This is a genomic window from Bradyrhizobium sp. (assembly GCF_049691595.1).
Classification (GTDB): domain Bacteria; phylum Pseudomonadota; class Alphaproteobacteria; order Rhizobiales; family Xanthobacteraceae; genus Bradyrhizobium.
On sequence record NZ_JBAVNZ010000293.1, the window covers coordinates 1 to 10,894 of the forward strand.

Genomic DNA, 10,894 nt, shown 5'->3' on the forward strand with positions numbered 1-10,894 from the left:
GCACCATCGACAGCCGGCTCGGGTCCCAGCCCACCACGGCGCGCCGTGGGGTGCCGAGCGAGGTCGGGGGCACCAGCGCCAGCAGTTCCACCAGCACCGGGCGGGTGCCCTCGATCCCGGCGAACACGGCCGTGCCCGGACTGCCGAGATCGCGTTCCGACAGGAACAGCTCGGAAGGGTTGGCGACTTCGCGCAGGCCCAGGCCCGTCATCTCGAACACGCCGATCTCGTCGGTCGGGCCGAACCGGTTTTTCACCGCGCGCAAAATGCGGAACTGCTGCGAGCCTTCGCCCTCGAACGACAGCACGGCGTCGACCATGTGCTCGACCACGCGGGGGCCGGCGATCTGGCCGTCCTTGGTCACGTGGCCGACCAGGATGATCGCGGCGCCGGATTTCTTGGCAAAGCGAATCAGCGCCTGCGCCGAGGCACGGACCTGGGTCACGGTGCCCGGCGCGGATTCGACTGTATCGGTCCACATGGTCTGGATCGAGTCGATCACGATCAGGCGCGGCACCGTGCCTTCGGAGAGCGTCGAGACGATGTCCTCGACCGAGGTTTCGGCCGCGAGTTGCACCGGCGCGTCGGCCAGGCCCAGCCGCTCGGCGCGCAGCCGCACCTGCGCCACCGCTTCTTCGCCGGAAATATAGACCGCGCGATGGCCGGCGCGGGCGAGCAGGCTGGTGGCCTGCGTCAGAAGGGTCGACTTGCCGATGCCGGGATCGCCGCCGACCAAAAGCACCGAGCCGCGGACAAAGCCGCCGCCGGTGACGCGATCAAGCTCGGCCATCCCGGAGGACAGGCGAGGGGCCTCGACGCTCTTGCCGGTCAGCGATTCCAGCTTGAACAGCCGGCCCTTGCGCCTTGAGCGGATCGAGACCGGCATCAAGGTCGCGCCGGTTAAATCCTCCTCGGCCAGCGTGTTCCACTCGCCGCAGGACTCGCACTTGCCCTGCCAGCGGTTATGCGCGGCGCCGCAGTTCTGGCAGACGAAGGAGAGGGCGGATTTGGGCATCGGAATCCTGGCTGACGTACCGCAGCTTCAAATCACTGCCATTGGCTCGAGGAAATAAAATTCAGGCTTGCGCGGATAAGCCGACAGCGGGCGGCAATCCAAGCGTTCGCAACAGTTCAACAGCTTGCTGATCACGATTATTATGTGTCTTGGCGCCCTTGCGTCGAATCAACTCGGTCTTCCAATCAGGAATACCTTCCATGACAGCCAGCCAGTGAATGGTTGCAGCAAGTTCAAGAACGGTGGCTGAGCGCCGTTGCATTTCGACGAGCGCAGTCTGGATACGATCAAACGGCATACGAGTTCCAAGTACGTCACCATCCCCTGACACCTTGGCGGAATATGCAAGGTAGGGAACGCCATCGCTCAGCCGCCGACGTTGGTCAGCGTGCAGCTGGCCAAAAATAACATCGTCTTCGACTCGTTCGGCCAAATCCTCGGAGTAGGGACCGTAATGAAAGTATTCGTACGAGAACCCGCTGTTGAGGCCCATTTGATCGAGCAAATAAAAGACCTTTTGCAGCCGAATTTTTCCAACGATCTCACCGCCCGCAGCCACCACGAGGCTCGGAATATCGACAGTCATGCGCGCCTCCCTTTGACCGAATCGATTACACTTACAGCGATTCTGAAGTCCGATTCACCAAGAAAGTAGTAGCGCTCGAGCGCTCGCTGCCGATCGGAACCGGCAACGGTGGCGTCCTTGAAATCCGTGATTTCCTTGAGATTATCGTCTGTCGTCTGGATCATCAGGCGCTTTTGGGCTCGCCCATCGTCCGCGCCTATTTCGCCATAAATCGACAGTTTGGCTGAATCCCGGAATACGTTCTCGCCAAGCTCAGATTTGAATCTTGCATCCAGGGCATGTTTGAGCCGCCGCTGCCTTTCGACGTCTTCCGGAAAGGCGTGTTGAACGTCGAGGCAGATCGGCCTGTTCCGGTTAAGAATTCTTCCGGCAATATTTTTGGCAGCGCCAGCACCTGCCCGCGCCAACGTGTGAATCGCTCCCCAAACGACAGTGTCATCCAAGGCTCTATAATTCGCGATGACGTCGCCCCCTGGTGAGAAAAATCGAACCAGAGGGTGGTCGTCAGGCAGACCGCTGATGCGACTGCTTTCAGCTACTTCGCGAGCGACGAGCCGGAAAAAAGCCGAGACCATTTGCTCGATTCCGCGCGTCGTCTTGTGCAAATAGACATTGGTGTAAAGCCTGTATCGCGCCAACAGAAAATCTTCCGCTGCATCGCGAGCCTTGTATCCGAGACAGAAACTATGTTCGTAGATGGGGTCGCCACCGTCCGCATCAGGCGCAAAATTAATTTGCGCGACACGGACGTTGTCCATCAGCCAATCCAGGTCGATCGCGCCAGCTCCGGTGCCCGTCATGTAGCGATCGCGAACGAGATAGTCGAGACGATCCGCGTCGAATGAACTCGACACCACGGCATGGTACATGTCCGCTGGTATTTCGGCGGCGACCAGATCAGCGACGCTCTTGGCGGAAACGCCTGACGACTCCAGTATTTGAGCGATCTGACCGGATTGGTCCTCGATCATTTCGGCTGTAAAAGCCTCGTGGTTGCGGACTCTCGTCTTTGCCGCCGTGTCCCCACGTTCTGTGGCTAACGCCTTACGAGCCTCCTCAAACGCATGACTGAAGGGGCCGTGTCCGATGTCGTGAAGGAGGGCGGCAAACAGGGCAATCTTCGCGCGCTCCTCGTTAAAGTTCCCGGCAACACGCCCTAATCCGATCTCGCGTTTGATAATGCTCACCAGCCGTCGAGCATTATGAAACACACCGATCGAGTGCGAAAAGCGCGTGTGACTTGCAGACGGAAATACGAATTCGGAAACGCCAAGCTGTTTGATACGGCGAAGACGCTGGACGTCAGGAGTGTTGAGCAGCGCCCAGACGCATTCATCGACCAGACCCTCGCTATCAAAGACGATGAGGCCATGAATGGGGTCCCGAATACGCTGGGTTTTCATAGAGAACAAATATAGAACATATTTTTTAAATGTCGAGGCGCTTTTGATGATTTGGCCGACAAATGCCTGGTAGCGCTTCAGATATCGACCTCAGGTCTCTCTTGCCGGTCGAGGATTCCAGCTTGAATACGCAGCCCTTGCGCTTTGAGCGGATAGAGACCGGCATCGCCGTCGCGCCGGTTAAATCCTCCTCCGCCAGCGTGTTCCACTCGCCGCAGGACTCGCACTTGCCCTGCCAGCGGTTATGCGCGGCACCGCAGTTCTGGCAGACGAAGGAGAGGGTGGATTTGGGCATCGGGAGATCGCTGTTGGGCTGCCTGGGTTGCGTCCATAGCACGAAAAAGCGCGCTGCGAGCGGGATCCCCGAAAGGCATCATCTCAGCATAGTCGAGGTCGAGCCGCGGCACCGCGCGATCAACGCGCGTTGCTGGCGCGGGTCCAGATGCCGACGGGATGTTCAAGCCCGCGAACGGCTTGCGCCGGCTTCTCGACAAGATGCATGAAGTCGGCGTTCGAACTCGTGGTCTCCACCCGCGCCTGTCGCACCAAATCGTCGCTGGCCACCATGACACATCCCAATTCGCGGGTAAGCGACTCAAGACGGCTCGCCGCATTCACCGTGGTGCCGATAACCGCGAATTCGAGCCGGTTCTGGCCGATATCACCCAGCACCACCGGACCATAATGCAGCCCGAGGCTCACCTGGATCGGCGGTTCGCCGCGATTTTTCCGCTCGAGGTTCATATCGTCGATCGAGCCAAGCATGGCCTGCGCGCAACGCAATGCGTTTCCGGCGTCGGCGTCGCCAACGAATGGCGTGCCGAACGTCGCCATCAATCCATCACCGAGGTATTTGTCCAGCGTCCCGCTATGCCGGAATACTTCGCGCTCCATCCGCGCGTGAAACAGCCGCAGCGTGGCGATCACGGCCTCCGGGCTACGGCGGTCGGCAAATGGCGTAAAGCCGACGATGTCGGCGAAAAGAACCGCGACATTCTGTTTTCTGACCTGCTTGAGGGGCTCGTCGTTTCTGGACAATTCCTCCACGACATTCGGCGAAAAGTAACGCGCCAGATTGGTCCGTTCGCGCTCAATCCCGGCATGGCTGATCAGCAGCGCATTCGAACGCCGGGCCGCAAGCGCCAAGGTCATGGCGACGATCAGGAAGACGGTGATTTGCTGGAACCGCGCCCCGATACCGATCGCCGCGGGGTCCAGAATATCGAACATTCTGACATCGGACCCGATGGCCGCTTTCACCCGTTCCGACAGCGCGGCGTGGGTTTCCGGCTGCAGGTAAGCCCAGCCGAAGCCGACCACCCACAGAGCCGCTGTCCAGATGCCCATCGCGGCGACCGTTCGCCACGAATAGGCCAGCGTCGCGGTGGCAAGCAGAATAAAGAAGTAGATGAAACTGTCGAACCGGAATTGCATTCCGATCGGCCAGTTCACCGTGCTCCAGGGATTGGGAACCACGCTGATGAAGGTCAGCAGCGCCAGATCGCAAAACATCAAGAAGAGCTCAGGCCGCGATCGGCCGGCGACCTTGCCGATCTTTAGCTGGGCCCAGCCGATCGCGGCAAACAAGCCGAGCATCAGGATGTAATAGATCACGTCCCAATTCGGATTGATGATCGGCAGGATCACGGTAATCACCGTCAGCGCGACCCAGCGCGCGCGAACCGCGAGCAGCAGGCCCTCACGCTTGCTGTCGGCAAGGGCAGCCTCGGCGAATTTCAGGGTGTCTTGCCGGATGTCGGTTTGCCTTGGACCCCGTTCGCCGGAATAGGGGATATCAGCCGCTTCCGCCACTGCGCTCAAAACATCTTCTCCGTCTTGCCACAAACCGGATCATGCCGTGCATGATACCATTCCTGGCAAGCCGAAGCACGGGCGGCTTCCGCCGCAGCACGCTGTGCTTGGCGATCAGCCCCTCGAACGTTGGGACGGCGATGCCTGGGGCATCACCATCCCGCACACCCAATCCCTATTTCACCGACACGAACGGCACCGCCGAGCCCGGCACCATCGTGGTCGGCAGCACGCCGTTCCAGCGCTCGGCCTGCACCAGCGTAACTAGGTTTGGGTTGGTGCCGAGCGCTTTGGCGCGGGCCTCGATGGCGGCGGCTTCGGCCTCGCCGGTCAGCCGGATGTTGGTCGCCCGCGCTTCGCCGTTCAGCCTTGTGGCGTCGGCGTTGGCCTGGGCCTCGGCGCGCACCGCGTTGGCCTTCGCCATCGCCTGCGTCACGGTGATCTGGGCCTGGACCTTTTCGCGCTCGGCGTTCTGCTGCAGCTTTTGCACCTCGACCTCGGCCAGCATGCGCTGCTCGATCGAATGCAGATAGTTGGCGCTGAACTCGATGTTTTCGAGCTGCACGCTCTCGATGATGATCATCGGATCATCCCTGAGCGTCGTCGTGATGGCGTCCTTGATCGCGCTGTTGAGGGGACCGCGCTCCTGGATCGCCTTGACCGCGGTGTAGCGGCCGAACACCACCTTGACCTGCTGGTTCACCACCGGGCTCACGACCTGGTTGACCGCGGTGTCGAGCCTGCCGAATTTCGCATAGAGATCGGCGACCTTGTCCGGCGATGCGCGCAAGGTGACGCTGATCTTGAGGTCGGCCGGCTGCTGGTCGAAGGAATAGGAGTTCATCTTGTCCCACGAATAGGTGATGGTCTTGACGCTGACCTTCTCGACGCTGTCGATCACGGGGATCTTGAAGCCGAGACCCGGCTGCGCGGTGCCGATCACCGCGCCGTTCCGCAGCAGGACGCCGCGCTCGGTCTGATCGACCGTGTACCAGCTTCCGAAGATGACGGCGAGCGCGACCAGAGCGATGATGGCCGCGGTGACAATTCCCCTGTTCATGTATTCCTCCTGGCTCGGACGTTTTGAATGGCGCTCGGGGCAGCATTGATCCGCGGCCCGTTACGAATTCGATGTGACGCGTGTCACTTCGTCGGCGGTTTCGAAGTCCAGGTCCAGCCCGAAACAAGCGATTGCCGCGGGATTCATTCAAATGGTGCACGGCAATTCGACGACAGCGCCCGGCGCACGCCCCTGATCGCCGGACATCTCAATTCACGGCTGAAAGCGATCTCGGGCGAGCCATTGTTGGGCTCAGGCAGCCTCGCTCGGGACCCGCCCGGCGTTTCCGGCCAGCTTCCCGAAGGCCGACGCCTTCAGTCTTTCCAGGTCGCGCTCGCCCGCCGCCGCCAGCGCCAGAAGATGCTCGGCAATCTCGAGCGCCGACGCCGACTTGCGATGGCGGAACCGGCTGTCGTGGATCACCTCGTCGAGGGCGCGTCGCAGCGTGGCGATGGTGGCGGCTTCGTAGCTCATGCCGGAGCTATAGCCAGCGTCTTTAACAACCACATGACTGCCGGATAAACCCTGGAGACAGACGGGGAGCATGTGGTGGTCGCGGCGCCAGGCGAATGGCGCTTCAGCGCGTTGTCGTGAAAGTCCGCGGCGACGCACGCTACTTCAGCTCGATCCAGGCCGGCGCGTGGTCGCTGGCGCCGTCCTCGCCGCGCACCTTGCGGTCGACGCCGGCTTTCGTCAGGCGAGGTGCGAGCACGGGACTGACGAGCAGATGATCGAGCCGCAGTCCGGCGTCGCGTGCCCAGCGGTTGCGCTTGTAGTCCCAGAAGGTGAACATCGGCTTTGCGGGATGCCGCGCGCGGATCGAATCGGTCCAGCCCTGCGCGAGCAGCGATTGGAACGCGGCGCGGCTTTTGGGCTGGATCAGTGCATCCTTGTCCCATGACCGGGTCGGATAGATGTCGAGCTCCGTTGGTGCGACGTTGTAATCGCCGGCGAGCACGGCGGGGATGTCCTGCTTGATGAATTTCACGGCATGCGCCTGCAGCCGCCTGAACCAGGCGAGCTTGTAATCGAATTTCGGTCCGGGCTGCGGGTTGCCGTTCGGCAGATAGATGCTGGTGATGATGATGCCGCTGACGGCGGCCTCGATATAGCGCGCCTCGTGGTCGCGGCTGTCGCCGGGTAGCGCCGTCCGGATCAGCACCGGATCGGCCTTTCGCGCCAGGATCGCGACGCCGTTCCAGGTCTTCTGCCCGTGCCACACCGCGCCATAGCCGGCCTTGTCGATGGTATGGATGGGAAATTCGGCGTCGGTGGATTTCAGTTCCTGCAAGGCGACGATGTCGGGTTTCGCCGCGCGCAGCCACCGCAGCAGGTTGGGCAGGCGCCGGTTGATATTGTTGATGTTGAAGGTCGCGATTCTCATGGGCGCATGATGCCGCGGATTGCGGCATTTGCCATGTGCGGTCGTCGCACTTCTATTCGCCATCGGCACCGCGCCGGAAGCAGGCCAAAACTTACAGGCAAGGCTTACAGGCAAGGCTTACAGGATTGTGTGATGAAACCGACCCGGATGACGCCGGACAAGCCGTCGCAAGATCATGTTTAGTAGACGCGAGGATGCCGCCGGTCTCGTCGTCCCGGCAACGCCCTTGTGCCCGGGTAATACGGGTTGATGATGCACTGGGCGGCGCGGCCCGATGCCGACTGGGCACACTGCGCCAACGAGGTATAACCGCACTCGATGTAGAGGCCGCCGTCTATGGATACGACCTCGAGGCAGACCGGATAGTCCGGGCTATAGGTTTGGGCCAGAGTCGGCGCTGCCATCAAAATCGGGACGGTCGTCAAGATCGCCAAAGCCGGAATGCGCATCATGATCTCCCTCAGGATCGACAGCATAGCATCGGCGCACGGAAACCGACAGGCGATATTGATCTGGAGGTTATTGGCTTGCGGGTCACGAAATGATGGAGGAGTGCCGCTGATTTGCCCGTCGTGTCAAATATTTTCGCACCGTCGCTCAAGGCATCATGCCAGCAACGGCTACTTTGCATGGGGTTGTTTTCGATATTTTGAGGTGAACGCAGCTATTGATCGAATACGATCCGAAGCCGCCGTTCGATGCCGGATCGCCGGAACATGCCGGTTCCGATCTAGCCGGAAGCGGCGGGCGGTTCGGCCGCGGGTTCCGCCGCGCCGTGGCCGCCCTTGTAGACCCGCGCATAGCGCCGGCCGAGGCTGGTCAGCACTTCATAACCGATGGTGCCGAAGTGATGCGCGAGTTCATCGACGGTGATGCCTTCGCCGATCAGCGTCACCAGATGACCGCGGCGCGCGGCGTTCTTGTCGAGATCGGTGATGTCGACCGCGATCAGGTCCATCGAGACCCGGCCTGCGATCGGGCAGCGCCTGCCCGCGACCACGACCTCGGCGCCGCGGGTGCCGTCATTGGCGCTGGCGGCGCGGAAATAGCCGTCGGCATAGCCGGCCGAAACGATTGCGAGCCGTGTCGGCCGCCGCGCGGTCCAGGTGCCGCCGTAGCCCACGGTCTCGCCGCGCTCGATGTTGCGGATCTGCACGATGCGCGCCTTGAGATCGACCACCGGCCGCATCGGATTGTCGGCCTCTGGCGTCGGATTGACGCCGTAGAGGGCTGCGCCCGGCCGCACCAGGTCGAACTGGAATGGCGCGCCGAGAAACACGCCGGAGGAATTCGACAGCGATGCGGGCACGCCGGAAAACAGGCTCGCGATCTCGCGGAAGGCCGCAAGCTGCCGGGCGTTTAAGGGGTTGTGGAGCTGTTCGGCGCAGGCGAGGTGGCTCATCACCAGCGTGATGCCGTGGTCGCCGGCGTTGATGCGCGGAATGATGCCTTGCGCTTCCGCGACGGTCAGGCCGAGCCGGTTCATGCCGGTGTCGATGTGAATGGCCGCGCCGCCGTTCCAGCCGGAGCGGCGGCAGAACACGTCCCATTCGGCGAGTTCGTTGAGATCGCCGATCACGGGCCGGCAGTCGATCCTGGCGTAGGCTTCGCCGGTATTCTGGAAGAGGCCGTCGAGCGCGTAGATCGACGCCTGCGGCGCCGCCGCGCGGACCACCCGTGCTTCGTCGAGCGTGGCGGTGAAAAACGTCTTGCAGCCGGCGGCGGCGAGCGCGCGGGCGACCTGATCGGCGCCGCAGCCATAGGCGTCGGCCTTCACCACGCCGGCACATTCGGCCGGAACCGCGGTCTTTTCGAGCTTGCGCCAGTTGGCGACGATGGCGTCGAGATCGACCGTCAGCACGCCGGTCGCGCTGGCCAACCCGGCGGCCTGGTCCGCCTCGGGCGAGAGGACGGAGCTTCCGGGGATCGATTTCGGATCGGGGGCGACGTTCATGGCGCCATTTTACGCGCCGTGCGGCGGCGGTTCAACCGCGCAGGCCGTGTCAGTAGCTTCGATCCGGCAAGTGGCCGTCCTGCGCGAGGTCGCCGAACCGCGTGATGCTGGCCTCGAATTGCAGTTCGACGGAGCCGGTCGGGCCGTGGCGCTGCTTGCCGATGATGACTTCGGCCTTGCCGTGGACCAGCGACATGTCCAGTTGCCACTTCTCGTATTCCGGGGTGCCCGCGCGCGGCTCCTTGTTGGCGAGATAGTATTCCTCGCGGTACACGAACATCACCACGTCGGCGTCCTGCTCGATCGAGCCGGATTCGCGCAAGTCCGACAGTTGCGGGCGCTTGTCGTCGCGGTTTTCGACCTGACGCGATAATTGCGACAGCGCGATCACGGGAACGTTCAGCTCCTTGGCGATCGCTTTCAGGGCGGTGGTGATCTCCGTGACTTCCTGCACGCGATTGTCCGAACGCTTGCCCGAGCCCTGCAACAGCTGGATATAGTCGACCACCAGCAGATCGAGACCCTTTTGCCGCTTCAGCCGGCGCGCGCGCGCGGTGAGCTGCGAAATCGACAGGCCGCCGGTCTCGTCGACATAGAACGGCAGCGATTGCAGCTCGATCGAGTAGTCGCGGATCTTCTCGAAATCGGTCTCGGTGATGCCGCCGCGGCGGATCGAGCTCGACGGGATTCCGGTGCGCTCGGCGATGATACGGGTGGCGAGCTGTTCGGCGGACATTTCGCAGGAGAAGAAGCCGACGATGCCGCCATTGACCGATTTCATAGTGCCGTCGGCTTGTACCTCGGCGCGATGCGCCCTGGCGATGTTGTAGGCGATGTTGGTGGCCAGCGCGGTCTTGCCCATGCCCGGGCGTCCGGCGATGATGATGAGGTCGGAAGGCTGCAGGCCGCCCATCTTGGTATCGAGGTCGCGCAGGCCGGTGGCAATGCCGGACAGCTTTCCGTCGCGCTGGAACGCCTTTGCCGCCATGTCGACGGCAATCGTCAGCGCCTGCGCAAACCGCTGGAACCCGCCGTCATAGCGGCCGGTCTCGGCCAGCTCGTACAGCTGCCGCTCGGCGTCCTCGATCTGCGCGCGCGGGGCAAAATCCACCGGCGCGTCGAAGGCGACGTTGACCATGTCCTCGCCGATCCGGATCAGGTCGCGCCGCAGCGACAACTCGTAGATGGTCCGCCCGTAATCCTGCGCGTTGATGATGGTGGTCGCCTCGGCCGCGAGGCGGGCGAGGTATTGGCCAACCGTCATGCCGCCGATATCGGTCTCGGCCGGCAGGAAAGTCTTGAGCGTCACCGGGGTGGCGACCTTGCCCATCCGGATCAGGCTGCTGGCGGTCTCATAGATCGTCTGATGGATCGGCTCGAAGAAGTGTTTTGGCTCCAGAAAGTCGGAAACCCGGTAGAACGCGTCGTTATTGACCAGGATCGCGCCCAGCAGGCTTTGCTCCGCCTCGATATTATGCGGTGCGCTCCGAAAGAGCGGAACGCCCGCGTCGGGAGCAAGTTTCAGGACGTTCGAATCAGTCGGGGCCATGAATGAGCTTATTCTTCCGATTGGGTCGTTACTTGGGACTAGCCGGATGCGGGGCGGCGATAAGGCGCCACCCCCGGACGCAGCGGAAGTGCCAGGCTGCCTTATGCCCGATTCACACAATGCGATGTGTG

10 protein-coding genes and 1 pseudogene are annotated in these 10,894 nt (G+C 62.3%); all 11 read right to left on the bottom strand.

Annotated features, from left to right (window positions below; genetic code table 11):
- A partial coding sequence (radA, locus tag WCE35_RS13120) for a DNA repair protein RadA (protein WP_424593778.1) occupies positions 1 to 1,015 on the bottom strand: 1,015 nt, incomplete at its 3' end.
- Between the two features lie 61 nt (positions 1,016 to 1,076).
- A complete protein-coding gene (locus WCE35_RS13125; protein WP_424593779.1) occupies positions 1,077 to 1,601 on the bottom strand; it encodes a hypothetical protein in 525 nt (174 codons plus the stop codon).
- Positions 1,598 to 3,004 (bottom strand): HD domain-containing protein, encoded by a 1,407-nt coding sequence (locus WCE35_RS13130; RefSeq protein ID WP_424593780.1) that lies wholly within the window; start codon positions 3,002 to 3,004, stop codon positions 1,598 to 1,600. Before WCE35_RS13130 ends, WCE35_RS13125 begins: the two co-directional genes overlap by 4 nt.
- A gap of 100 nt (positions 3,005 to 3,104) precedes the next feature.
- A pseudogene (locus WCE35_RS13135) lies at positions 3,105 to 3,299 on the bottom strand (DNA repair protein RadA); the annotation flags it as partial.
- 119 nt (positions 3,300 to 3,418) lie between these two features.
- The gene (locus WCE35_RS13140) at positions 3,419 to 4,816 is read right to left on the bottom strand and encodes an adenylate/guanylate cyclase domain-containing protein (protein WP_424593787.1); all 1,398 of its coding nucleotides are present in this window, start codon (positions 4,814 to 4,816) and stop codon (positions 3,419 to 3,421) included.
- Positions 4,817 to 4,991: 175 nt separating this feature from the next.
- Positions 4,992 to 5,876: a prohibitin family protein gene (locus tag WCE35_RS13145; RefSeq protein WP_424593781.1), complete on the bottom strand. Its 885-nt coding sequence runs from the start codon at positions 5,874 to 5,876 to the stop codon at positions 4,992 to 4,994.
- Between the two features lie 252 nt (positions 5,877 to 6,128).
- Complete coding sequence (locus WCE35_RS13150) at positions 6,129 to 6,350, bottom strand: hypothetical protein (protein ID WP_424593782.1); 222 nt, start codon at positions 6,348 to 6,350, stop codon at positions 6,129 to 6,131.
- A 139-nt stretch (positions 6,351 to 6,489) separates the two neighbouring features.
- Positions 6,490 to 7,260, bottom strand: coding sequence for an exodeoxyribonuclease III (locus WCE35_RS13155; RefSeq protein ID WP_424593783.1), 771 nt, complete (start codon positions 7,258 to 7,260; stop codon positions 6,490 to 6,492).
- Positions 7,261 to 7,439: 179 nt separating this feature from the next.
- Complete coding sequence (locus WCE35_RS13160; RefSeq protein WP_424593784.1) at positions 7,440 to 7,709, bottom strand: DUF3551 domain-containing protein; 270 nt, start codon at positions 7,707 to 7,709, stop codon at positions 7,440 to 7,442.
- Positions 7,710 to 7,990: 281 nt separating this feature from the next.
- Positions 7,991 to 9,214: an alanine racemase gene (alr, locus tag WCE35_RS13165; RefSeq protein ID WP_424593785.1), complete on the bottom strand. Its 1,224-nt coding sequence runs from the start codon at positions 9,212 to 9,214 to the stop codon at positions 7,991 to 7,993.
- A gap of 49 nt (positions 9,215 to 9,263) precedes the next feature.
- Positions 9,264 to 10,763 carry a replicative DNA helicase gene (locus WCE35_RS13170; protein WP_424593786.1) on the bottom strand — a complete coding sequence of 500 codons (1,500 nt, stop codon included), beginning with the start codon at positions 10,761 to 10,763 and terminating at the stop codon, positions 9,264 to 9,266.
- Between the last annotated feature and the right edge of the window lie 131 nt (positions 10,764 to 10,894).

Excerpts from the sequence above, each read along its gene's own strand:
- WCE35_RS13125 (WP_424593779.1), bottom strand. The coding sequence starts at position 1,601 with ATGACTGTCGATATTCCGAGCCTCGTGGTGGCTGCGGGCGGTGAGATC.
- WCE35_RS13130 (WP_424593780.1), bottom strand. The coding sequence starts at position 3,004 with ATGAAAACCCAGCGTATTCGGGACCCCATTCATGGCCTCATCGTCTTT.
- WCE35_RS13145 (WP_424593781.1), bottom strand. The coding sequence starts at position 5,876 with ATGAACAGGGGAATTGTCACCGCGGCCATCATCGCTCTGGTCGCGCTC.
- WCE35_RS13150 (WP_424593782.1), bottom strand. The coding sequence starts at position 6,350 with ATGAGCTACGAAGCCGCCACCATCGCCACGCTGCGACGCGCCCTCGAC.
- WCE35_RS13155 (WP_424593783.1), bottom strand. The coding sequence starts at position 7,260 with ATGAGAATCGCGACCTTCAACATCAACAATATCAACCGGCGCCTGCCC.
- WCE35_RS13160 (WP_424593784.1), bottom strand. The coding sequence starts at position 7,709 with ATGCGCATTCCGGCTTTGGCGATCTTGACGACCGTCCCGATTTTGATG.
- alr (WP_424593785.1), bottom strand. The coding sequence starts at position 9,214 with ATGAACGTCGCCCCCGATCCGAAATCGATCCCCGGAAGCTCCGTCCTC.
- WCE35_RS13170 (WP_424593786.1), bottom strand. The coding sequence starts at position 10,763 with ATGGCCCCGACTGATTCGAACGTCCTGAAACTTGCTCCCGACGCGGGC.